Below are 21,590 nucleotides of genomic sequence, written 5' to 3' on the forward strand. Positions count from 1 at the left end.
CGGGTCGGGATCAGGGCAGCGGAATCCACTGGCCGAAGAACCAGAAGCCGTGGCTCTGTGGCTGCTGATCATGCCGCTGCTGGTCCTGGCGCTGGTCCGACCGCTGATCGTGGCCCTGCTGTTGCTGCTCGATACCTGGACGCTGACCCTGTCCCGGATCGGCGCTCGCCACACCCGCACCAACGCCCAGCAGCCCGACCAGCACACCGCCCGCGATCGCACCCTTCGCCAGCTTCGACTTGATCTTCATCCACGTTCCTCCTGTTGTCGGGTCTCCGTCCGAGACCGTCGACCCGTCCGATCCGGACCGACAAGACAATCTTGGAATCGCGATATTTGCGCACCCTAGCCCGTGGCTGTGAGTTAGCTGGGACCGATCCGCGCGCACCGCGCGAGCTGTTCGCAGACGCGATAGGTAGTCATGATGTTGCGGCGATGCATCGCCGCGGTGGTGCCCGACCAGCGATGATCTCCCTCGACGACACCGATGACATCCCGGGGCGGACTTCTGCCCCGCGGAGGAAGGAGATAGCAATGACCATTCGCAAGGTGACCGTTCTCGGAACCGGGGTGCTGGGATCGCAGATCGCATTCCAGACCGCATTCCACGGATTCGATGTCACCGCCTACGACATCAGCGAGGAGGCCATCGCCGGTGCCCGCGACCGCTTCGCCAAGCTTGCGGCGACCTATCGCATCGAAGTGCCCGGCGGTGATAGCAAGGCCGAGAAGACGGAGGCGGGCATCGTCTCGACGACGGATCTCGCTGCGGCCGTGCAGGATGCCGACCTTGTGATCGAGGCGGTGCCGGAGGTGCTGACCATCAAGGAGCAGACCTACCGGCAACTGGGCGAACTCGCGCCGGCGAAGACGATCTTCGCCACCAATTCGTCCACCCTGCTGCCCAGCGATATGAAGGACTACACCGGACGTCCCGACAAATTCCTCGCGCTGCACTTCGCGAATCTGGTGTGGCGGTACAACACCGCCGAGGTAATGGGCACAGCCGAGACCGATCCGCAGGTCTTTCGGGCGGTCGTCGAGTTCGCCACCGCGATCGGTATGGAACCGATCGAACTGCACAAGGAAAAGGCGGGCTACGTCCTCAATTCGCTGCTGGTACCGCTGCTCAATGCGGCCATGGCCCTCGGTGCGGGCGGATTCGCCGAACCGGAGGCGGTCGACAAGACCTGGCGGATCGGTACGGGCGCACCGGTCGGGCCATTCCAGATGCTCGACATCATCGGCCTGACCACCCCCTACAACATCCTGGTCAACAGCGAGGACGGACAGGAGCTCGCGGCCTGGCTCAAGACCAACTACATCGATAAGGGCAAGCTCGGCATCGCCACCGGAGAGGGTTTCTACAAGTACTCCGCATAGCTCGTTTACGGCACGACCACCGGATGCATTTCGAGGCCGATGCCGAGGCGGGTGAGCATTTCGCGGAATTCGCTCGCCGGGTAGTGCTCGTTCTCGGTCACCAGGCCGAGAACAGCGCCGCTCCCGGGTGTGGACAGCGGGCGAATCCGGTCGACCACGTCCTCGATCGGATCGAATAGCCGCAGCTCAGGGTGGGCCCGCTCGAAATAGTCACGCAGCCAAGGGAGATGGGTGCTCGACAGTGTCGCCGCGTTGATGCCGGGATGCGCGGCGAGTAGGTCGTCCAAGAATGCGCCGACTTGCCGCGCCGTGTGTTCGCGGTTGAACAGGAACTCGCCGCTCTCCACCAGTTCGACCAGCGGCGAGGCATTCACGGCATGGACACGGTCGGCGGCGGAACCCGCTTGCACACTGAGGAATTCGCGCATTTCCGGACTCTGTACCAGCGAGCGCACACCTAGCACCGCCACCTCATCGGCAACCGCGAGCGCCTCCCGAACCGGCGGCCGCACACCGAAAATCGGCACTGGACTGCGCAGCTCGTCCAGGATGGTCACCGAGGGCGCATTGGAGGCCAACAGAATTGCGCTCGGCTCGTATCCGGCAAGAAATTCCACCGCCCGCGAAACCACCGACAGCAGCTGCGCCCGCTCCTTCGCCCCATACGGAAAACTGGCTCGATCGGCCAGATAGACAATGTCGCGATCGGGCAGCCTGCGATGCAACAACTCCACCGCCGAATAACTCCCGAGCCCCGCATCGAACACCGCGATCGGCCGCCGCAACACGATCACGCCCGCCCACTCAGATCGCTGCCGCAGAGCCAGTGACTATCCCGCATAGGCCAAGACCCTATTCGGGACAACCCATTGGCGCTGCGGCAGCCGTTTCGCAGATGGGCGAGGGCGTCGGGGTGCGGCTGCCCGTCGCACTGACCGATTTCGCTACTCCGGGGCGGGCTCGGGCTCGGGGGATTCGTCAGGTGGTGCGGTGACGACGTCGATCTGTTCGCCGAGGTAGCGGGCTATCACGGCGATCACGGCCGCTACCGGCACCGCGAGGAAGGCGCCGATGATGCCGTAGAGGGAGCCGCCCGCGGTGATCGAGACCAGGACCACCACGGCATGCAATTTCATGCTGCGGCCCTGCAGAACCGGTTGCAGCACATTGCCTTCCAATTGCTGGACGGCGATGATTATGCCGAGCACGATCAGCGCTGTGGTCACGCTATTGCCGACCAGTGCCACTAGCACCGCCAGCGCCCCGGCGACGAATGCGCCGACCATCGGCACGAAACCGCCCATGAAGGTGATTACCGCGAGCACGAATGCCAGGGGGACGTGCATGATCACCAGCCCGGCGCCGATGAATACCGCGTCGATCAGACTCACCAGCGCCTGGACGCGGATGAATCCGCCGAGGGTGGACCAGATCCGGTTCAGCACCTCCTCGAGGTGCCTGCCGCCGCGGCTACCGAGTACGGCGTGCAGCCACGGCAGCAGCCGTGGACCGTCTTTGATGAAGAAGAACGCCAGTACCAGCACCAGGAACAGCGTCACCAGCGTGGAGGTCGCGGTGGTCACGCCGGTGAAGACGCCGGAGGCGATCTGTTCCGAACTGGACTTCAGCCGCTGCGTGATCGCCTCCACCGCGGCTTGCAACTGCTCGTCGCGGATGCGCAGCGGCGGACCGTGCAGCCAGTCACGCACCTTATTGACGCCCTCGGTGGATTTATCGGCCAGTTCCGGGGCTTGGTCCACGACCGACGGGACGATCAGCGCGATGACACCGGCGAGGACTCCGATGAATCCGAGCAGGGTGACCGATGCCGCGGCGCCAGGCCGAAAGCCGTGCGCTGTGAGCCAGCGGGTCGGCGGCCACAGTATTGTCGCGACGATCAGTGCCAGCGCGAGCGGCAGCAGTACCACCCAGAGGGCGGCGACGACGGTCCCGAGCACCCACGCGCCCGCCGCGATCGCGACAATGCACAGCGACCATTTCGCCAGCCAGATGAGTCCGGCGCCGATCGCGTCGCCGCGATCGCGGGTCGGTGGGCGGGTCTTCTCGGTGCCGTCCTGCTCACTCACGCCGTCAGTCTGGCACGGGAGACGGCACAGAGCGGGGATTGCGCGAAAAGGCGATTTCATCAGTGCTGGCGCGCAATGGGTTTCGGGTCCGCAGCGGGCGGCGGCACCGTCGCCTACCGGACGGCGCGATGACCGGCACGCTGCGCACAAATCAGCGGTTCAGTACCTTTTCGGCCTTTTCCGAGGCGTCCGAGAGCTCCTGCGCGAACCAGGTCCGGTAGAAGGTGAACGCCAGCGCGGCGAATACGCCGAGGATCGCGACCCCGAACGGGAACGGGTAACTCGCCATCGGTAGCGCGAGGAAACGTACGCACAGCAGCACCCCTGCGAACATCGCGATACCGAAGGCGACGACCTGCACTCGACCGCGGTCCCAACCCCGGTCCGGATCACGCAGGACGGATTCGACGGTCAGGCAAAGCGCCGCGCCCGCTACGAGGTCGACGCCATAGTGAGCACCGAGGCCGAGCGTCGCGACGAGGGTGCAGACCAGCCAGAACGCACCACCCCAGCGTAACCAGAGCGGCCCGCGCCGAGAATGGATGAACAGCGACAGCGCCCACGCCGTATGCAGTGACGGCATGCAGTTACGCGGTGTGATGCCGTCGAATTGCATCGAATCGACCGAGGACGGCAGTGCCGGAACGATATTCGGCCAGACATCGGCGAGCTCGAAACCCTGCCCCTGCGGGCCGAATGCGAGCACCGGCCCAACCACGGGGAAGACCACATAGAACAGCGGGCCGACCACGCCGAGCGTCAGGAATGTGCGCACCAGATAGTGCCGCGGCCACACACCCGCGGTCACGCCCCGCAGCTGCCACGCGGCGACCACGATGGCCGCGACCGGCAGTTCGAAATACACCCAGCGCACCACACCCAGCGGCACCGGTCCCGCCGCGTCGAGCGCCTGTCCGATGAGCCACGACGGATTGCCGAGCGCGTGATCGGCAAGTTCGGCATAGGGATCGAGCACAGTCGGGCAGGCCCATGCGGTGATGTCCAGCCAGATCTCGCCGACCTTGGTCGCCAGGATCAGCAGTGCACCGAGAGCGATTGTGCGCAGCGCGGTTTCGCGCCGAGCACCGGTCCAGCGCACGGCCGCGATCACCGCAAGCGCGGTGAGCACAATGGTCGGACCGTTGCCGACCGTGAACAGCCGCCCCTCGATTGCCCGAATGATCACGAAGACCACATCGATGCCGACCGCCGCGGCCAGCGCACGCACCCGCACATTCCAGGAGACGCCGATCAGCGCCAACAGAAACCCGGCCCACGGCGTCGTCGCCGACTTGGGTCGTCCGACATAGTCCCAAGAAAGACTGGTCAACGGGCCGAGCGCATTGATATGCACGGCCATCAACTGCCCCGCGACCAGCACCACAACCGCGCCGACGAAACTGCCCCAGATCAACCGAGATCGCCACGGACGCGCCGTCCCCACTTCCCCCGCAGGTGCGACCGATCTCTCCTGCGCGTCCTGAATCAGCATCCCGACATCGTAAACAGGATGTGAACATCACCGTGCGCCCCGATTAACGCACCCTGGGAACTCGCCGCGCGCGCTTGCGGCGGACGGGGTCAGCGCCGAGCTTGCTTCGGACCAGGTGAGTACCGCGCTCTACTGCGGGCGGACGACCATGACCGGGCAGTGCGCGGTCTGCACCAGCTCATCGGTGGTGGAGCCGAGCAACAGTCCGCGGAATCCACCGCGCCCTCGGCTGCCGACGACGAGCAGCTGCGCCGAACGCGACCATTCGCGCAGTGCCTGCCGCGGCCCCGACAGGTACACCTTGCGGATGACCTGCACGTCCGGGTACTTCTCCTGCCAGCCGGTGAGCTGTTCGGTCAGGATCGCCTGTCCGGCGGTCTCGGCGTCGTGATGGCAGACGGCGTAGGGGAGTCCGGTGAAGCGGCCGAAATCCAGGTCGCTCCAAGCGTGGACGGCGACGAGTCGGGTTCTGCGTTCGCTGGCTTCGGCGAAAGCGGCCCCGACGGCACCCGCGTTGACCGGTCCGCCGTCGGCGCCGAGCACGACCGGGCCGACGCGTCGGGTCCGCTGTTCGGCGCCGGTGTCACGCACGACCACGATCGCGCCGCGGCCATGGCTTACGACCGCGAGCAGCGTCGATCCGAGATAGCTCAGGGTGCCACCGGAACCCGCCGTGCCGATCGCGACCAGATGCGCCGCCTCGGAGAGCTCGATCAATAGATGTGCCGGATTGGCTTCGGAAAGTTCGGTTTCCACGATCAGATCCGGATCGACCTGATGGGCCATTCGGCAGGCCCTACGCAGCATGTCCGCGCCTTCGCGTCGGATCGCATCGATAACCGGCGGCATGATCACGTCGTAGATCCCGTAGACCGACCCCGCTGCCGCGAGGTCTAGACCGTGCACAATGCGCAGACGTCGACCCCGCTGGGAGGCGGTTTCGGCGGCCCATCGGACGGCGAGATCGGCCGCTTCGGAGCTGTCGGTTCCGACCACTACTTCGGCCGACGCCAGCCGATGTGGATCGTGGTGCTGGGTGGTCATCGTCGGTTTCCCTTCGGGTTTCCGATAGATCGGCTACTCGTAGGTTAGGAATCCGAGGCCCTCGCGCACGCCTGGCGTTGGTCACAAACCACAGGGTCCAAAGACCGCTCATGCGAAGGGTTGAGCCCGGCAAGCCAGCTCAGGGCAGCGGCGCCGACCAGTGCAACACCGTGCCTGCGTCCTCGCCGTTGGTAATGCTGAAGCTGCCGCCCGCCTGCTCTGCGCGGGCCGCCAGATTCGCCAATCCGCTCATGCGCTCGAAGTCGTCGGGTATGCCGACACCGTCGTCGATGATCTCGATGGTGACATCGTCGCGCACCCGCAGCTGGACCGATACCGTCGTCGCCGACGCGTGCCGCACCGCATTGCTCACCGCCTCGCGCAGCACCGCCTCGACGTCCTCGGACAGCGGCGGCTCCAACACCGAGACCGGTCCTGCCAGCCGAACCGTGGTGCGCAACCCGCTTTCTCCGATCATTTCGGCGATGATGCTGTGCAACCGCTTGCGCAGCGTCGGGGCATCCGCGGCGGTGCTGCTGTGCAGATCGAAGATCGAATGCCGGATTTCCTGCACGATCGACTGGATGTCCTGAATGGTCTCGGTGAGCCGAGATTTGACCTCGGGTACCCGGGCCCGCTGGGCGGTGCTCTGCAGCGAGAGACCGACCGCGAAGAGGCGCTGGATCACGTGGTCGTGCAGATCGCGCGCGATCCGGTCGCGGTCGGAGAGCACATCGAGTTCGCGGTTGCGGCGCTGGCTCTGGGCCAGTTGAAGTGCCAGTGCGGCTTGGGCGGAGAAGGCAGCCATCATTGCCTGCCCGGCGGTGTCGAGCGGCCCGGACCCCGGTGGGCGCAGGATCGTGAGCACACCGATGACCGTCTGTTCGGCCCGCAGCGGCAGTACCAGCGCCGGACCGAATTCGGTCGGCTTACCGAACCGCAGGCTGTATTTCAGCCGGTCGACCGCCAGGACCCGGTTGTCCCGAAATGCGATGCCCGAGTCCGACTCGTTTATCGGAATGCGTTGTCCGGTCAGCTTGTGCGCATCGACACCGGCCGCGGCGACGACGACCAGGTCGGTCACCTCGTCGGGTGGAATATCCGGATCTTCGGGGAGTGCGAGGAAGCTGCACGCCGATTGGGTCAGTTGCAGCGCCCGGTCGGCGACCAGCTCCAGCACCTCATTCGGTTCACCGCCGGCGAGCAGTTCGGTAGCGACATCGCGATTGGCCTCCAGCCATTGCTGGCGGGTCCGGGATTGTTCGTAGAGGCGGGCGTTGGCGATGGCGATACCCGCGGCGGCGGCCAGCGCCTGCACCACGACTTCGTCGTCCTCGGTGAATTCCTGACCACCGGCCTTCTCGGTCAGGTACAGGTTGCCGAAGATCTCGTCGCGCACCTTCACCGGTACGCCGAGGAAGGAATGCATCGGCGGGTGGTGAGCGGGAAAGCCGACCGATGATGGATGCTTCGAAAGATCCAGCAGCCGAATGGGTTTCGGTTGTTCGAAGAGCAGGCCGAGGACACCGTGACCGCGCGGCAGATCGCCGATCATGACCCGAGTCCGGTCGTCGATACCCTCGTAGACGAATTCGGCGAGCTCGTTGCTGGTCTCGTCGGTTTCGCGGACGCCGAGCGCGCCGTATTCGGAGTCGACCAGCTCGATGGCGGTGTGCACGATCGAGCGCAGCGTGTTGTCCAGGTCCAATCCGGCGGTTACCACCAGCATCGCCTCGATCAGACGGTCCATCTGATCGCGGACACCGACAATCTGGGCGATGCGTTCTTGGACCTCGCCGAGCAGTTCACGCAGCCGCAGCTGAGACAAAGTTTCCGTCACCGGCGGCTGGCCGGACACGGTCGATTTGTCTTCCATAATGCGTATTCTGCTCCGGTGGTGTATCCCATGTCACACCGGGCGAAACAGCAGGTCGCGGCAGAGCATCATGCGGCCACCGACGTCGGTCCGGGCACCTGTGTGTCGACCGAACCGCTCGAGATCTCGAGCTGCCGGACAGATCGTCGACGGGGGCCGGCCGGGGCGAGTCCGGCGCGGGCGGCCAGCTTGTAGAGCGCCGGCATGCCCGCGCCGATATCGTCGCCCGCCTGCCCGGCGCGCACCGTCCGGCCGCGGCTCCAGCACGCTGGTGGTATTCGATTCAAGGCTGCATCGTCAGGATGTCGGTGAGCGGGCGGCGCGGTGCCGGTGGGGTTTCGGGTTCGTCGTCGGGTGCGGTGCCGACTCGGATCATTACCTGCGGGATGCCGGGGTGGGCGAGCATGCCGGCGATAATCTTTCGGGCCGAGGGCATTTCGGTGATGTGGGTCATCGAGCAACTTGCCAGTCCGGCGGTCGTGCATTCCAGCAGGAGAGCGGAAAGTGCTTCGCCGGTGTGCAGCCACGCGGTGACCGACTCGCCGGGTGAGCTGAGCACCAACAGTCGCGCCTGGTCCTCGAGATCGCCGCGGCGGGCCGAATGCGGCGCCGCCGGGAAGGCGCGTCCCACACTGACGCGGGCGAATTCGGCATCGGAGACCAAGGATTCGCGCGGGACACCTTCCAGGTCGCCGGAATGTCCAGCCCACCAATGCAATTCGGTTTGGTATTCCGTGTCGTAGCGGCGGACCGCGGTGGCGTGGTCGGAGGCACCTGCCAGTTTCGCGCGGGCACTCTCGTCCAGGACATCGAGTGCGAGGTCGTGCGGTGTCACCAGCATTCTTCCGGTGTGCAGGAGCTGTGACAGGCCGGTCGGCGCGAGCAGCGGCAGTCGGTCGGTACGTCGCCGATCGATGGCGCCGGCACGGGCCAGCACGCCGTCCGGCGGATCGGGCCAGGGCCGGAACTCGATAACCGCGAGGTAGTCGGAGCGCCCGGCATCGGGCAGCCGCGTGGTATCGGTGTGCCACCGCTTGGCGGCAAAGGCGGTACGCACGTGATGCAGCATCGCGCCACAGCTGATCACCAGCTGTCGACCGAGTGGATCTGCTGAGGTCAGCAGGCGGTCGTCGTCGCGATACAGCTGCAGTCGGACCCCGTCGAAGATCCAACGCCACGGCTGGGTGTTGTGCAGCGACGGTGCTCGGCTGGCCAAGCGCATCGCCGCCAGCACTGTCTGGTGGTCCGGCACCGAACGTACGGGAGAAGCGCTGGTATGGGTCATACCATCGAGTGTCTTCGCGTCCTGTGCCGCTCGATATGGGCCTTACGCCCGTTCTCGAAGGTCCATGGTCACCGCTGTATCGCCGCCACGATGCCGACCTCGGACTGATCACACCCCGGACGGATGTGCGGCTACTGCGCGCGCAGCACCATGATGCCCGGGGTCGTGCGCACGTATTCGGCGAAGGGGGAGTCGACCACCTTGTTGTTTGCGGCGAGTGAGGATGCGTTGCGGAAGACCGGGCCGCTCGGTGTCATGACGAAGATTCCGACGTGGGTGACATCGAGTCCCGGCTGGTCGGCGTAGGCGCCGATGTAGTCACCGGTGCGGAGCCCACCGATGACGCCCTCGTCTACTGCGGCACTGGGGATGTAGGTGATATCGCGATCGACCACCGGCACGCCTGGAAGATACATTCCGCCATCGGCTTTCGCGTTGAGGTGTTTGGTGACGGTCACCGCGGTCGGGCTCAGCGTGCCGGTGATATCGGTGGCCGCGATGCGCGCGGTATGCGACCAATCGCTGAAGAAGTGCTTACGCTGCTGGAACTCGACGCGGCTGTCGGTGTAGCGGGTCGCGATCAGATTCGCGACGAACTGGTCGCGATCGTTGGACCTGCTGAGCGCCTGGACATAGTCGAGATAGGTGAAGCAGTCCACCCGCCGCAGGTCGATGACCAACTGTTCGGGCTGGTCCGCCGAGCCGATGAGCATATCCGCGCCATACGGCGTCCCGAGCAGGCGAGCCGACAAGCGTTCGATCAGCTCACCCTTGCTCGAGCCCGGCGAGGCAGTCCGCACTGCCAGCAACTCGTCAATCTTTCCGGCAGTGAAGTCATCGGTGACCGGTGCGCCGAACGCGGCGGGCAAAGTCGGCATGGCGATGCCGAGGAGCGCTGAGATGAGGAGCAATATGCGGGCGATGCTGCGCAAAAAGGCCTCCAGCAGGGTGAGCGGTCATTGCTGCCACGGTAGTCCGAGCCCGGCGCTCTTCGGTTGCCGAACTCGAAAACGGCACTGCGGCTGCATGATCCATCGGGATCCTGTCATGAGCCCTACATTCCGAGTCGAACAGTTCGGACACGGGATGATCACGAAGTTGCCGTTTCGTTATCTTAGCAAAGCTTCGGTCGATGGATATTGCCTGGTCGGGAGCGACTCAACCGGACTTACAGATGCACGCGCGCTGCGACGTCCCGCAGGCGTCACGCTCGGCGCGACGATTCCCGGCAAGTGTGGCAGGCTCACTACCGAGGCCGGGGTGCAGAGGTTTCGACTCGCACAACGGTCGGCGTAACCACGGGAGACCCCAGCTACGGCTGGGGTCTTCGTGTGTCTGCCCTCGAAACCGCGCTCGTTGATGTCGATTCCGCATCGATGTGAGCTCAGTAACCAATCCTGTTAAGCGTCAGTTACCGACGTAAAAGTTCGTTACGGCCGACCTGTCGCGTTTGTCGCGCCGGAACCTCCGTGTAACGATAGTTTCAATCGCGAACGAACAAATCATCCCGAAGTGTTCATCCACGGCAGATACGGTCCCCATCGTCGCACCGGATTTGTCTCCTTCGGTGTGTTCGCATGCGGGTTGAATTGCCGGTTGTGGCTGTCTTGCGCATGTCTGCGCGAAAAACGAGGAATGGTGCACGTGAGTGAGTTCTGGAGTCCGAGTACGTCGGCAGCTTTGGTGAGCGTCGGCATCTCACTGTATGGAGTGGTCGCATATCTGGTCGGAATTATGGACGGCGTCACGCGACCGCGGATGGCGTCTTGGGTGGCCTGGTGTACTGCCAATATCGTATTCGCGGTGGTCGCATATCTGGCGGGCGCATATCTTGCGGCCGGCATCAATGCTGCGTCGGCGAGTATGAATGTCGCCGTTATCGCCCTCGGTCTGCGCCGTGGCGTGAGTCTGCGACCCGGGGACAATATCGATTGGGCTTGTTTGCTCTCTTCCATCGCATGTGTACTGGTCACGGTGGAAATATCGGAGAAGACGTTCGGTGCGGTGGTGGCTATCTGCGCCAATCTCATCGCCACCATTCCGACGCTGCGGCACGCCTGGTCGAAGCCTCAGGAAGAAACCTGGCAAATGTTCGCCGCGAATGCCTTCGCTGGTGCGCTCGGTGTACTGGGAGTGCTGCTGGCGAGTGGATATCAATTCGCTACGGTCGCGGGTCCACTGATTACCGCTATCGGCAATATCGCCTTGGTGTCGCTCACCGCCGGCCGTGGTCGGATCGTGCAAGTATCAGCCGTGCCCGTGAGAGTTGGTTAGCCGATAATGCGATCGATAATCTCCAATATCGGCGACTGTTTCACCGATCCGGGTGAATTGACGCCGGGGCAGGCGCGGCGCGCGATGGCCATCCACAATATTTGTTCACCGAGCTGCCGCATCTTGCAGCAGGCAAAACTGACTCTCGATGGCGCACCGGTACCCATGGAGGGATTGACTCCACAGTATTCGGGCGTCGAATTGATCGGATACGGCGAAGTTTCGACCGGATATCTACACTGAGCTCTCCAGCAATAATCCGGTTTCCGGGTCGTACCAGCGACAGGCCTGCGCCGGCAGGTGCAGGTTCAGCGCATCGCCCTGGTCGGCCCGGAAGCCGGGCTGCGTCTGAATCTTGACGGTCTGGCCGCTGACATCGGTGGTCAGCAGGGTGGACGAGCCGAGCGGCTCCAGCACCTGGAGTTCGGCGCGCACCGAATCGGTGCCCGCTTCGGCGCCGACGACAATGGCCTCGGGCCGGATGCCGAGGTTGAGCTTCTTACCGTTGAACGATGCGAGCGCGGCGGGCACCGATAGTGCCTGCCCGCCGAGATCGATATGCGGTCCGGCCTCGCCGATGTCGACGATCCCGGTGAGGAAGTTCATCGGGGGGCTGCCGAGGAATCCACCGACGAATTCGGTCGCCGGTCCGTCGTAAACCGCTGTCGGCGAACCGCATTGGACGATCAGCCCGTCGCGCATGACCGCGACGCGATCGCCGAGCGACAGCGCTTCGACCTGATCATGGGTGACATAGATCGTGGTGGTGCCGAGCTCGCCGACCAACTTCTTCAGCTCGGCCCGAAACGAAAGTCGCAGCAGCGCATCCAGATTGGATAGCGGCTCGTCCATGAGCAGCACATCGGCATCCATGACGATCGCGCGTGCCACCGCGACGCGCTGGCGTTGGCCGCCGGACAACTTCGCCGGGTACCGATCCAGGTACGGCGTGAGCTGCAGCAGATCCGCGGCCCATGCGACCTTGCGTCGGATCTCCTCGGTTGGCACGCCGTGCACCCGCAGACCGAAGCCGATATTGTCGGCGACCTTCTTATTCGGGAAGACGGCGTAGGACTGGAACACCATCGACAGATTGCGCCGCCGCGGTTCGAGGTAGGTGACATCCTTGCCGCCGATCACGATCTGCCCCGAGTCGGGCAGTTCCAGCCCGGCGATCATGCGCAGCAGCGTCGTCTTACCGCAGCCGGAGGGCCCGAGCAGCACCATGAATTCGCCGTCGGCGGTCTCGAGCGAGACCTGGTCGGTGGCGCGCGTCGTGCTGCCGGGGTAGGTCTTCACCAGATCCCGCAGAATCACCTCGGCCATATGCCGTACACCCCTGTCATTCCAACCTCTGTCATCCCAACCTCTGTCATCTCAGCGTCGTCCCCCACATGTTCACCAGGTAGCGCCGCATCACGAAGATGAAGACCAGCGCCGGAATGATCAGCGCGAACCCGCCCGCGAACCGGTACGGCGTCGACGCCTCACCGAGCGTGGTGAGCACCTGCGCGGGCAGCGTGCGATGTCCGAGCGTCACGATGGTCGCGCCGAGGATCTCGTTCCACGACAGCACGAAGGTGAAGATCGACGATGCCGCGAGCCCGGGAAGCGCCAGCGGCACAACGACTTTGCGCGCCGCCTGCCAGCGTGTGCAACCGAATACGCGCGCCGCCTCCTCGAGATCGGCCGGTACCGCGACGAAAATGCTCGCGGTAATGAGCACGGTGGTCGGCAGCGCTAGCGTGGTGTGCACGAGCGTGACCGCGAAGACGGTGTCGTAAACGTCCAGCCGCAGGAACATCGTGGCCAGCGGCACCGAGAGCACTACGATCGGCAGCGCCCGCACGAACAGGATGAATATCTGATAGGTGTCCTTGCCGCGGAAAACATTGCGGGCCAACGCATATCCGGCGGGCGCGCCGATGACCAGCGACCAGAAGACCGTGTAGAGCCCGACGAGCACCGAGTTGCCCAGTGCTGGAACGGTTCCGGTGGCGCGGAAAAATGACTGCAGCGTCTCGGTGGAGAATTCGCTGGGCAGCAATGGTTTCGGGAACTCGTTCAGCGCCTCGCGCGAGGACACCGCGGCGAGTCCGATCAGCACGATCGGCAGCGCCATGAACAGCGTCACCGCGATGCACGCCACCTGCACTCCGATGGCCCGCCACCGGCGTCGGCGCAGCGGTGCGCGATCGATCGGCGGTAGCACCCTGGTCTCGCTCATCGCGACCCCTCCGGCGCCCTGACCGTCCGCAGATAGAACACCGCGGTCCCGAGCGAGATGACCAGCACCACAAGCGAAACCGCGCTCGCCACCGCCGGATTCTGCAGATTCGAGTACCACTCGTAGGTTTCGCCGACCAGCAGCGGAAAGTCGCGCCCGGTGAGAGCCTGCGCCACGGCGAAGGCCTGCAACGCGAGAATGGTGCGCAGGATCAGCGCGACCTGCAGACTCGGTCCGAGCTGGGGCAGCGTCACGTGCCGGAGCCGCTGCCAGAAGTTCGCGCCGAACACCTGGGCGGCCTCGTCGTAATCTCGCGGAATCAGCTGCACGCCCGCCACCACGATGACGAAGACCAGCGAGGTCGCCCGCCAGATCTCGGCGATCACCACCGCGAGCAGCATGGTGCCGGTGTGCTGATAGTTCAACCACTGCACGCCGTCCTCGGACAGCCCGAGCCAGACCAGCAGTGAGTTGAGGTATCCGCGACTGGCGAAGATCGACAACCACACCAGTCCGGCGGCCAGTTCGGAGATCGCCAGCGGCACGCACCACAGGTAGAAGTGACCGCTCGCGAACCGCGGCCGCGCCTGCATCAGCAGCGCCATACCAACCGCGAGCACCAACTGGATCGGCACCACGATCACGATCAACAGCAGCGTATTGCGCAGCGAGGTAAGGAAATACGGATCGTCGAACAAGCGCCGCCAGTGCGCGATCGTGAAGCCGTGATCGTCGCTGAACGCGTCGAAGACCGCCCGAACCAATGGCCAACCGAACAACGCCGCAAGCAGCACGATCGAGGGCAGCAGCAGAATCCACGGGGAACCGAGACGCGCTCGCATACCTACCCCACCCCGCAGACGTCGGCGACGGGATCCGGTGCCCAGCACGGCACCTTCAGCTCGTCGAGAATGCCCTGCAGCACCCGCGCCTGTTGATCGAGTGTGGCTCGAATATCGGCGCCGTCCAACACAATCGAGCGGAAGCTGTCCTTGAACACCTTGCTCACCTCACCCTCGCGCTGACCGAGACCGACCGGCGGCAGCGACAGGATCGCGCCCTGTGCCTGCTGCTGCCGGTGCACGGCATCGGCCTCGAGTTCGACCGCCGGGGGCAGATCGTCCGGGATGATGGTGTCGACCGACGGGAAGAAGCCATTGGAGCGCAGCAGTTCGATCTGGGCTTCCGGTTTGGTCAGCGCGCTGATGGTGCGCTGCGCGAGTTCGGCATCGGTGCTGCGCTTGGGAATCGCGAGCCCGGCGACCACGGCCATATAGCCGAGACCGTGTTTGCCCCGCGGTGCGGGCAGCATGCGCCAATCCTGCGGGTCGTGTTCGGGCGCGTGCACCAGGCGCACGACGTGGTCCCAGGCCATGCGTACCTCGCCACTGGCCAGCGGCTCCTGCATGAAGTCGTAATTCGTACTCGACTGTGCGCAATTGGCCCACAGTTCGCGGAAGTACTGCCAGGCCGTCACGGCCTCCGCCGAGCGGAACGTGGTGATCTGACCGGCCGTGAACGACGGCAGCAGATAACCCTGGGTGAAGCGATGCAGCAGTCCTTTCGGCCCGGCGGGCAGTCCGAGCATCGGTCGGTTGCCATTGGCGCGGCGCGCGGCGATCGCCCAGTCGAGGAACTGGTCGTAGGTCAGGGCCGTGGCATCCGCGCCCGACGGCAGGTGTTGCAGTGCGTCGGCGTGCGCGGCGAGTACGTAACTGGCTGTGGCCCAAGGGATGTACCACGTCCGGTCGGTACCGGCGCGCGCCAGTTGCAGGTAGGCGGCGGGCCAGCCGCGGTTGCCGAGATCGGAGAGCAGGCCGGTGAGATCCTCGAGATAGCCGTCGGCCAGCGGTGCGATATCGCCGTGCAACCCGCCGAGCAGACCGACCTGCGTCGAGCCCGCCCCGACCTGGCTGCGCACCTGACTCGCGAACGGACTCTCCTCGATGGTCACATAGCTGACGCCCGGTGCCGTCTTGCCGAGCAGGTTGCGAAACCGCTCGGCCTCGTCGGCGGGGCGGAATTGCGTGGAGAGAAAGAGCATGCCGCCACTTCCCGTGGTGGCGAAGCCGGTGCACGCGGCGGTGAGCGCGAGGGTGCCGATACCCGTCGCGCCGAGAAACGACCGGCGCGTCAGGCCGGACGTGGGCATGTGTGGCTCCCGAGGCAGGAATGGACCTTGGCGAGCCGACACCGATCCATCATGCCCAGATACAAACAGATGTGCGCACACAGCCGAACGCGCAACTTCCCGTGACTGAGAACAAAACCCGAGTTGTCTTGCGGCACAAATAAAAAGGAAGCCATCCCTTTCAAAAAAGTTATGAAGATCTTTGGATAACGAATTCTTTACGCACTGCCCCGCCCGGTCGCCGAGACCCCTATGCTCGGGGCTTTCACGAGTGATCGACGTTGCGATAGATGAAGAAACGGGTAGCCCTATGACCGCCAGGACCGACCTAGAACACGAACTACGCGGGCCGCTGGCGGCAACCGGGCTGATCACCGAACAGGAGGCCGCCGAACTGCTCGAGATGTTCCGCGCGGCTAAGCAACTCGAGACGGCGGCGCTCATCGAGGCCGTCGATGAGATGGTCGGCGCGCTGCCCCGACCGTTCCGTGCGGTGACGAAGAAGATCATGTTCGGGAGCCGGCTCGGCTGATGAGTGATCTGGTAACCGGTGCCCAGATCGTCCTGCTGTCACGGACTTTGCATGCGCCAGTGGAGCGACTTGCGCATCTGGAGCGGTTGGGCAGTGAGAATCTGCACGAACTCCAGGAACGGCTGGCGGGACTGATCTTCGACCAGCACAATGAGACGTTCGAGCGGATCAGCAAACTGGTGCCGATCATTCCGCTGCGCATCTCGATGCCGCTGGTGCAGCGCCTCGTGCCGCCGATGATGACGGGTCGGGCCGCGGGTGCGGTCGGTGTCGATCATCCGAAGAAGGCAGCCGAGACGGTTGCCATGCTGGCGCCCGCGTATGTGGCCGACTGTGCGCCGTATATGGATCCGCGCACTGTCGGCCAGCTCGCCGAGGTGGCACCGCCGGAACCCATCGTGCGGATTCTCAACGAAATGTTGGCCCGCAAGGACTACATCACAGCGGGACCGTTCCTCGACGCCTTCGCCACACCGACCCTGTGTGTGGCCTTCGAACAGGGCGTGCTCGATGACGAGGGCCTGATCTTCTCCGCCGCATACGCCTATTCCGTCACAGGTGTGAGCGCCATCTTTCGTCAACTGCTGGCCGGGCCGCGGCAGCGGGTTCCGCGGATGGTGCACACCGTGCTCACCGGGTCGACGGGACTGCAGTTGGCCGCGCTGTCCACGTTCGCGCGCTGCGAGGCCGATCTGTCCGCGTCGATCGGCGATGTTCTGCTCAGCGTCGGGTCCACCGAAATGATCGGCAATCTCATCGCGACCTATCTCCGGGCCGGTGCGGCACCGGAGCTGCTGACCTTCATCGGACGGCTGAGCAAGTGGGCCCTGGGGGCCCTGGCGGCGAATCCGATCATCGCGAACGACGCGGCGCTGGCCGGACTGGTCGGCAGCCTGGAGGGCCGCATCGAATCCGACCTCTGGCGTGGACTTTTCAGCCTGATGGCACACGCCGACGCCGGCATCCAGCGCCGGATGATAGCGCTGCTCGCGCAGATGAACGATGCGATGGTGTCCGCATTGCCCGGCATCGCCACCGAGGCCCACTACTGGCCGCTGCTGCTGGACCTGATCGCCGCCGCCGACACTCCGGTTCGTGGCCGCTTCGAGACGATGTGGTCCAACCTGCCGCCGGAGCGCCGCATCGATCTGGAGCATCGCATCAGGGAACTCGGCCTGAACATCCGCTTGGCGCCGGTGACCACCACGACGCTCTCGGTGGACGAGGTGTTCTACCGTCGCCGTCAGATGCGCCGCCGCTACGACGCCGCGCCGAGTTGGGACTGAGTGCTCACCGCTTGGCGTAGTCGGCGACACCCTGCCAGTCGAGCATGACGCACGGTTCATCGCCCACGACCCAGGCATCGTGTCCGGGTGCGACGATCATGAAGTCGCCGGGGCCGTATTCCTGTTGTTCGCCGTCGTTCATGGCCACCATCAGTCGGCCCGAGAGGCAGTAGCCCATATGGGCTGCTTCGCAACTGTCGGTCTGGGCGATCGGCTTGACGTGCTGCGACCACCGCCAACCGGGTTCGAAAACCGCTCGGCCGACCGGGCCGCCGTCGAGATTGACCAGATCGAGTTTGCCCTTGCCTTCCTCGAACAAGCGGGTCTCTTCGGGCTTGTCGAAACTCTTTTGCACCAGTCCGGACATGATTGTCCTCCTCGGTATCGTTGCCCCGACCTATAAAATGTGACGCCAATCACATCTTAGCCGCTGTGCTAGCTGCAAGGTAGCTCGCGCTGAGGTGCGCTAACAGCCGGTCGGGCCGGTTGGATCAGGGACTGACGAAATCCGCTGTCTATCTGACCGATCCGGTCGGGGCTACCGACAAAGGGGCGATTCCGGCGTTCAATTCGAGCACATCGCGCGTCACGCGACCTTTCGAAAACGCCTGGAAGGTAAGACAAATGACCGAGTTCGTGACATTCGAGGAGGGCCGGATAGCCTGTGATGTCGTTGGGGACGGACCGCTGGTGGTGCTCTCGCACGGCATCGGAACCTCCCGGCACGACTATCGCCATCTCGTACCGCGACTGGTCGCCGCGGGCTACCAGGTGGTGAATGCCGACCTGCGCGGGCACGGCGAATCCAGCCCCGGCTGGCCGTCGGTGACCGGCAAGGCGGCCATCAACCGAACCGATGTCGCGGGCGATCTGCTCAGTGTGATAAGGCATTTCGGCGGCCCGGCGGTAATCGTCGGCCACTCTCTGTCCGGCGGCGCGGCGACCATTGCCGCGGCCGAGGCGCCCGAATTGGTCAGTGCCATCGTCGAGATCAACCCGTTCACCAAGAGGCAGCGACTGGATATCGGTGCTCTGTGGACGGTGCCGCGATACCGGCGCGGTCTGGTGCGGTTGATGGGCACGCTGCTGTTGGGCTCGCCTCGGTTGTGGCGCGGGTACCTCGATATCGCGTATCCGACCAAGCCCGAGGACTTTCCGAGCTACCTCGACGGCGTGCTGACGACCCTGCGCGAACCCGGTCGGTGGCGCGAGTTCCGCAAGGCCGGTAAGACCACTCCGGCCGATGCCGAGGCGGCGCTGTCGCAGGTGCACCGGCCCGCGCTGCTGATCATGGGTGCCGAGGATCCCGATTTCCCGGACCCGAAGGCCGAAGCCATGGCGATCGTCGCGGCCATGCCCATGGGCATCGGCAAGGTGGTCGTCATCGAGAACGCCGGGCACTATCCGCACGCGCAGTTCGGTGACCGCGTCGCCGATCTGATCATTCCCTTCCTCGGACGGCATGCCGCCGGTGTGGTCGCGCCGGTCCGGCACGCGGGGTGATCGGACTGCACATTGCCGTGACAGCCCTGGGGGTGTGCGGTGATGATAGGGACGTGTCGACGCCCCGCACGATTGTCCTCGTGGTCTACGACGGCATCCAGCTGATCGAATTGGCCGGTCCCATGGACATTTTCGGTGCCGCCAACGCCATCCTCGGCGCACCGGCCTACCACGTAGTGACGGCATCGCCGCGGGCGGGCACCGTCGCGGTGGAGGGTGGTCTGAGGATGCATGTCGAACATGCCCTGCCCGAGATCGCCACCGGTGACGACGAGATCGACACCATGATCGTGATCGGTGGAAACGGCGCCTTCGTCTCGTCGGTATCCGCCCAGGTGGTGCGCGAGCTTCCGGCCATTGCCCGGCGATCGCGGCGGGTGGCGTCGGTATGCGCCGGTTCGCTCCTGCTGGCCGGTGCCGGATTGCTCGACGGTTATCGTGCGACAACGCATTGGGGCGCGTGTGCGGTGATGGCCGAGCGTTTCCCCCGGGTGCTGGTCGAGCCGGATCGGATCTACGTCAACGATGGCAACCGGTGGACCTCGGCGGGGGTCACCGCGAGCATCGATCTCGCGCTCGCCCTGGTCGAGGCGGATCACGGCACCGAGGTGGCGCAGTTGATTGCCAGATGGTTCGTCGTCTTCACCCGAAGACCCGGCGGCCAAGCGCAATTCAGCGCCCAACTACGTGCGCAGCCCGCGCGCACCCCGGCGATCCGGGCGGTGCAGCAATGGCTGCCCGACCATTTGGACGAAGACTTGAGTGTCGCCGCGTTGGCAGCGAGGGCGGGATTGAGCGAGCGCGCCTTCGCCCGCGCCTTTCGTTCCGAAACCGGCAGTACGCCAGCTGCTTTCGTGGAGAATCTACGTGTCGAGGCGGCCCGGCGACTGCTCGAGACGACAGATCTGACGGTTGTCGCGATCGCCAAAGCGGTCGGCTACAAATACGGTGAGACGCTGCACCGGGTCTTCTCGCGGCAGCTGGCCACTACACCCGACCGATACCGGCAACATTTTGCGATCACCGGTTCGGACACAGCCGTTTTCAGCTTCCGGGAAAGCCGGGCGGCAGCGGCTGGAAATCCGCCTTGAACTTCGGCCCCGGCGGCAGGCCGCGCAGCACCGCGCTGGTCCAGGCCACCGCGGGCGGCCAGCCGGTGACGGCATTGACGATGTGTTCGGGGACCGGAACGGTGTAGAAGCGCAGATCCGCGCCACGCTCCCAATAGCTTTGGACCGTCGGCAGCACTACCGACGGTGGGATCAGTTCATCCCACAGGCCGTGCCACCACAGGATCGGTGTATCCGGAAGGTATCTGCCCAAGCTGTTGTCCTGCAGGACTCGAAGGATCCCCGGCGACGATTCCAGCGACTTGCCGGGCTGGTAGTAGGCACTGATGGGTCGGTAGACACCGGTGAGTGCAATGGTTGCGTAGCAACGACTTCGGACGTCTTTGATGATCTGCTGCCCCTCGGTGGTCAGCAGATCGGCGGGATCGAAGACGTCCGGATACTCCCGGGCCAGACTCGCGAAGCCGAGCCACATGGTGAAGTTGCTCGTACCGGTGAGCCCGGGTTCCGCTTGGGTCGCATACCAGGCCTCTGCCACCAGGTCGCCAGGCGTGCCACCGATGGTGGTGCCGAGCAGCCGCACATCGGGTGCGTAGCTCGCTCGCAGCTCGGCCGCGCGAATGGAACCCGAACCGCCCCCGGAATATCCATACAGCGCGATGCCGGAATCGGTGAGTCCGAGGCCCGGCTCGTTCTTCAGCGCGCGCAGACTGTCGAGGACCATCTTGCCCTCGGCGTAGGTGTTGAAGGTATTGAACTTCCCGTCGAAGTCCGGCAGGTTGATCGCGAAACCCTGTGCCAGCCAGGAGATCACCAGCGCGGACTCCTTCATGGTGCCGGTCTGCAGGGTGTGCGAGGGGTTGCAGGCCGAGTCGGTGGAGTCGATCGCCTCCTGGAAGGACAGCACGGGCCGAGGGCTGCCCTGCCATGGAATGCCGGGCACCACAACGGTTGTCGCGGTGACGATCGGATTGTCGTGCACATCGTTCGAGCGGAACAGCAGCTGTTCGGTGTACACCGGGAAGGGGATGCCGAGCACCCGCGTCTGCACTTCGCGGCTGCGCACTATCTGGCCCGGCTGATACGACGCGAGATCCGCGGGATCGTCGTACCACGGGTCCTGATCCGGCGACGGGATCGGCAATAGATCGTAGATATGCGGCTCGGTCGGCAACTGCGGCAGCTGATTCTGATCCGGCGGAAAATTCGGCGGGAATGCCGGATCGGCGGCCGCCACCCCGAAACTGCCCATCGCCAGACCCGCCGCCACCGCCAGACCTGCCGCCACCGCGAGCACCGTGAGCCGCCGCCGAGATCGCTTCACCACATCCTCCGAATCTCCATTTATCCGCCAGCCGATCATGGGTTCGGCGTGCTGGATTCAGCTCACCGCAATTGAC

At 64.9% G+C, this 21,590-nt stretch carries 22 protein-coding genes; 7 read left to right on the forward strand and 15 right to left on the reverse strand.

Annotation, left to right across the window (positions count from 1 at the left end; genetic code table 11):
- Nucleotides 1-10: 10 nt before the first annotated feature.
- On the reverse strand, nucleotides 11-250 hold the full coding sequence (locus ACIBI6_RS08435; protein WP_396955659.1) for a hypothetical protein: 240 nt from the start codon (nucleotides 248-250) through the stop codon (nucleotides 11-13).
- Between the two features lie 284 nt (nucleotides 251-534).
- On the opposite strand from ACIBI6_RS08435, the gene ACIBI6_RS08440 reads away from it, so the two are divergent.
- Nucleotides 535-1,383 (forward strand): 3-hydroxyacyl-CoA dehydrogenase, encoded by an 849-nt coding sequence (locus ACIBI6_RS08440; RefSeq protein WP_396955660.1) that lies wholly within the window; start codon nucleotides 535-537, stop codon nucleotides 1,381-1,383.
- A 5-nt stretch (nucleotides 1,384-1,388) separates the two neighbouring features.
- On the opposite strand, the gene ACIBI6_RS08445 is transcribed toward ACIBI6_RS08440, so the two are convergent.
- The 8 genes from ACIBI6_RS08445 to ACIBI6_RS08480 all read right to left on the reverse strand — a co-directional run bounded on the left by ACIBI6_RS08445 (nucleotide 1,389) and on the right by ACIBI6_RS08480 (nucleotide 10,099).
- On the reverse strand, nucleotides 1,389-2,177 hold the full coding sequence (locus tag ACIBI6_RS08445) for a glutamate racemase (RefSeq protein WP_396955661.1): 789 nt from the start codon (nucleotides 2,175-2,177) through the stop codon (nucleotides 1,389-1,391).
- 150 nt (nucleotides 2,178-2,327) lie between these two features.
- Nucleotides 2,328-3,470 carry an AI-2E family transporter gene (locus ACIBI6_RS08450; RefSeq protein WP_364350349.1) on the reverse strand — a complete coding sequence of 381 codons (1,143 nt, stop codon included), beginning with the start codon at nucleotides 3,468-3,470 and terminating at the stop codon, nucleotides 2,328-2,330.
- A 151-nt stretch (nucleotides 3,471-3,621) separates the two neighbouring features.
- Complete coding sequence (locus tag ACIBI6_RS08455) at nucleotides 3,622-4,962, reverse strand: DUF5933 domain-containing protein (protein ID WP_364350346.1); 1,341 nt, start codon at nucleotides 4,960-4,962, stop codon at nucleotides 3,622-3,624.
- A gap of 129 nt (nucleotides 4,963-5,091) precedes the next feature.
- Nucleotides 5,092-6,006, reverse strand: coding sequence for a universal stress protein (locus ACIBI6_RS08460; RefSeq protein ID WP_396955662.1), 915 nt, complete (start codon nucleotides 6,004-6,006; stop codon nucleotides 5,092-5,094).
- A gap of 139 nt (nucleotides 6,007-6,145) precedes the next feature.
- The gene (locus tag ACIBI6_RS08465; protein ID WP_364350340.1) at nucleotides 6,146-7,882 is read right to left on the reverse strand and encodes a GAF domain-containing sensor histidine kinase; all 1,737 of its coding nucleotides are present in this window, start codon (nucleotides 7,880-7,882) and stop codon (nucleotides 6,146-6,148) included.
- 68 nt (nucleotides 7,883-7,950) lie between these two features.
- A complete protein-coding gene (locus ACIBI6_RS08470) occupies nucleotides 7,951-8,169 on the reverse strand; it encodes a hypothetical protein (protein ID WP_364350337.1) in 219 nt (72 codons plus the stop codon).
- Nucleotides 8,166-9,167: an Acg family FMN-binding oxidoreductase gene (locus ACIBI6_RS08475; RefSeq protein ID WP_396955663.1), complete on the reverse strand. Its 1,002-nt coding sequence runs from the start codon at nucleotides 9,165-9,167 to the stop codon at nucleotides 8,166-8,168. Before ACIBI6_RS08475 ends, ACIBI6_RS08470 begins: the two co-directional genes overlap by 4 nt.
- A gap of 131 nt (nucleotides 9,168-9,298) precedes the next feature.
- Nucleotides 9,299-10,099 carry a DUF1460 domain-containing protein gene (locus ACIBI6_RS08480; protein WP_396955664.1) on the reverse strand — a complete coding sequence of 267 codons (801 nt, stop codon included), beginning with the start codon at nucleotides 10,097-10,099 and terminating at the stop codon, nucleotides 9,299-9,301.
- Between the two features lie 712 nt (nucleotides 10,100-10,811).
- Between ACIBI6_RS08480 and ACIBI6_RS08485 the strand changes: the two genes are divergently transcribed.
- Nucleotides 10,812-11,441, forward strand: a complete 630-nt coding sequence (locus tag ACIBI6_RS08485) for a hypothetical protein (RefSeq protein ID WP_364350328.1) — start codon at nucleotides 10,812-10,814, stop codon at nucleotides 11,439-11,441.
- A 6-nt stretch (nucleotides 11,442-11,447) separates the two neighbouring features.
- A complete protein-coding gene (locus tag ACIBI6_RS08490) occupies nucleotides 11,448-11,684 on the forward strand; it encodes a hypothetical protein (RefSeq protein WP_396955665.1) in 237 nt (78 codons plus the stop codon).
- Here ACIBI6_RS08490 and ACIBI6_RS08495 read toward each other — a convergent pair.
- Genes ACIBI6_RS08495 through ACIBI6_RS08510 form a run of 4 tightly spaced genes read right to left on the reverse strand, consistent with a single transcriptional unit; the run spans nucleotide 11,676 to nucleotide 15,820 of the window.
- On the reverse strand, nucleotides 11,676-12,767 hold the full coding sequence (locus ACIBI6_RS08495; protein ID WP_364350322.1) for an ABC transporter ATP-binding protein: 1,092 nt from the start codon (nucleotides 12,765-12,767) through the stop codon (nucleotides 11,676-11,678). The genes ACIBI6_RS08490 and ACIBI6_RS08495 overlap by 9 nt on opposite strands.
- Nucleotides 12,768-12,813: 46 nt before the next feature.
- Nucleotides 12,814-13,668: a carbohydrate ABC transporter permease gene (locus ACIBI6_RS08500; RefSeq protein ID WP_364350319.1), complete on the reverse strand. Its 855-nt coding sequence runs from the start codon at nucleotides 13,666-13,668 to the stop codon at nucleotides 12,814-12,816.
- Nucleotides 13,665-14,510 carry a carbohydrate ABC transporter permease gene (locus ACIBI6_RS08505; protein ID WP_396955666.1) on the reverse strand — a complete coding sequence of 282 codons (846 nt, stop codon included), beginning with the start codon at nucleotides 14,508-14,510 and terminating at the stop codon, nucleotides 13,665-13,667. Before ACIBI6_RS08505 ends, ACIBI6_RS08500 begins: the two co-directional genes overlap by 4 nt.
- Nucleotides 14,511-14,512: 2 nt before the next feature.
- A complete protein-coding gene (locus ACIBI6_RS08510) occupies nucleotides 14,513-15,820 on the reverse strand; it encodes an ABC transporter substrate-binding protein (protein WP_396955667.1) in 1,308 nt (435 codons plus the stop codon).
- Nucleotides 15,821-16,109: 289 nt separating this feature from the next.
- Between ACIBI6_RS08510 and ACIBI6_RS08515 the strand changes: the two genes are divergently transcribed.
- Both ACIBI6_RS08515 and ACIBI6_RS08520 read left to right on the forward strand, forming a co-directional pair.
- A complete protein-coding gene (locus tag ACIBI6_RS08515; RefSeq protein ID WP_364350310.1) occupies nucleotides 16,110-16,331 on the forward strand; it encodes a hypothetical protein in 222 nt (73 codons plus the stop codon).
- Entirely contained in the window at nucleotides 16,331-17,617 is a 1,287-nt protein-coding gene (locus ACIBI6_RS08520; protein ID WP_364350307.1) for a hypothetical protein, read from the forward strand. The genes ACIBI6_RS08515 and ACIBI6_RS08520 overlap by 1 nt, the downstream gene beginning before the upstream one ends.
- A 4-nt stretch (nucleotides 17,618-17,621) precedes the next feature.
- Here the strand turns inward: ACIBI6_RS08520 and ACIBI6_RS08525 are convergent, their stop codons facing one another.
- Nucleotides 17,622-17,984, reverse strand: coding sequence for a cupin domain-containing protein (locus ACIBI6_RS08525; protein WP_364350304.1), 363 nt, complete (start codon nucleotides 17,982-17,984; stop codon nucleotides 17,622-17,624).
- A 257-nt stretch (nucleotides 17,985-18,241) separates the two neighbouring features.
- Between ACIBI6_RS08525 and ACIBI6_RS08530 the strand changes: the two genes are divergently transcribed.
- Together ACIBI6_RS08530 and ACIBI6_RS08535 are read left to right on the forward strand one after the other, a co-directional pair.
- Nucleotides 18,242-19,120, forward strand: coding sequence for an alpha/beta fold hydrolase (locus ACIBI6_RS08530; protein WP_396955668.1), 879 nt, complete (start codon nucleotides 18,242-18,244; stop codon nucleotides 19,118-19,120).
- A gap of 53 nt (nucleotides 19,121-19,173) precedes the next feature.
- Nucleotides 19,174-20,211, forward strand: coding sequence for a GlxA family transcriptional regulator (locus ACIBI6_RS08535; RefSeq protein WP_396955669.1), 1,038 nt, complete (start codon nucleotides 19,174-19,176; stop codon nucleotides 20,209-20,211).
- Here ACIBI6_RS08535 and ACIBI6_RS08540 read toward each other — a convergent pair.
- Entirely contained in the window at nucleotides 20,165-21,442 is a 1,278-nt protein-coding gene (locus tag ACIBI6_RS08540) for a lipase family protein (protein WP_364350678.1), read from the reverse strand. The two genes, ACIBI6_RS08535 and ACIBI6_RS08540, sit on opposite strands and share 47 nt — an antisense overlap.
- Nucleotides 21,443-21,590: the final 148 nt, after the last annotated feature.

The organism is Nocardia sp. NPDC050412 (assembly GCF_044458825.1).
Taxonomy (GTDB): Bacteria; Actinomycetota; Actinomycetes; order Mycobacteriales; family Mycobacteriaceae; genus Nocardia.

Bases quoted from the DNA above. Each gene is read 5' to 3' on its own strand.
- ACIBI6_RS08455 (WP_364350346.1), bottom strand. From the start codon at position 4,962: ATGCTGATTCAGGACGCGCAGGAGAGATCGGTCGCACCTGCGGGGGAA.
- ACIBI6_RS08475 (WP_396955663.1), bottom strand. From the start codon at position 9,167: ATGACCCATACCAGCGCTTCTCCCGTACGTTCGGTGCCGGACCACCAG.
- ACIBI6_RS08530 (WP_396955668.1), top strand. From the start codon at position 18,242: ATGACCGAGTTCGTGACATTCGAGGAGGGCCGGATAGCCTGTGATGTC.
- ACIBI6_RS08465 (WP_364350340.1), bottom strand. From the start codon at position 7,882: ATGGAAGACAAATCGACCGTGTCCGGCCAGCCGCCGGTGACGGAAACT.
- ACIBI6_RS08440 (WP_396955660.1), top strand. From the start codon at position 535: ATGACCATTCGCAAGGTGACCGTTCTCGGAACCGGGGTGCTGGGATCG.
- ACIBI6_RS08505 (WP_396955666.1), bottom strand. From the start codon at position 14,510: ATGCGAGCGCGTCTCGGTTCCCCGTGGATTCTGCTGCTGCCCTCGATC.
- ACIBI6_RS08490 (WP_396955665.1), top strand. From the start codon at position 11,448: ATGCGATCGATAATCTCCAATATCGGCGACTGTTTCACCGATCCGGGT.
- ACIBI6_RS08520 (WP_364350307.1), top strand. From the start codon at position 16,331: ATGAGTGATCTGGTAACCGGTGCCCAGATCGTCCTGCTGTCACGGACT.
- ACIBI6_RS08435 (WP_396955659.1), bottom strand. From the start codon at position 250: ATGAAGATCAAGTCGAAGCTGGCGAAGGGTGCGATCGCGGGCGGTGTG.
- ACIBI6_RS08500 (WP_364350319.1), bottom strand. From the start codon at position 13,668: ATGAGCGAGACCAGGGTGCTACCGCCGATCGATCGCGCACCGCTGCGC.
- ACIBI6_RS08525 (WP_364350304.1), bottom strand. From the start codon at position 17,984: ATGTCCGGACTGGTGCAAAAGAGTTTCGACAAGCCCGAAGAGACCCGC.
- ACIBI6_RS08540 (WP_364350678.1), bottom strand. From the start codon at position 21,442: ATGGGCAGTTTCGGGGTGGCGGCCGCCGATCCGGCATTCCCGCCGAAT.
- ACIBI6_RS08495 (WP_364350322.1), bottom strand. From the start codon at position 12,767: ATGGCCGAGGTGATTCTGCGGGATCTGGTGAAGACCTACCCCGGCAGC.
- ACIBI6_RS08510 (WP_396955667.1), bottom strand. From the start codon at position 15,820: ATGCCCACGTCCGGCCTGACGCGCCGGTCGTTTCTCGGCGCGACGGGT.
- ACIBI6_RS08515 (WP_364350310.1), top strand. From the start codon at position 16,110: ATGACCGCCAGGACCGACCTAGAACACGAACTACGCGGGCCGCTGGCG.
- ACIBI6_RS08460 (WP_396955662.1), bottom strand. From the start codon at position 6,006: ATGACCACCCAGCACCACGATCCACATCGGCTGGCGTCGGCCGAAGTA.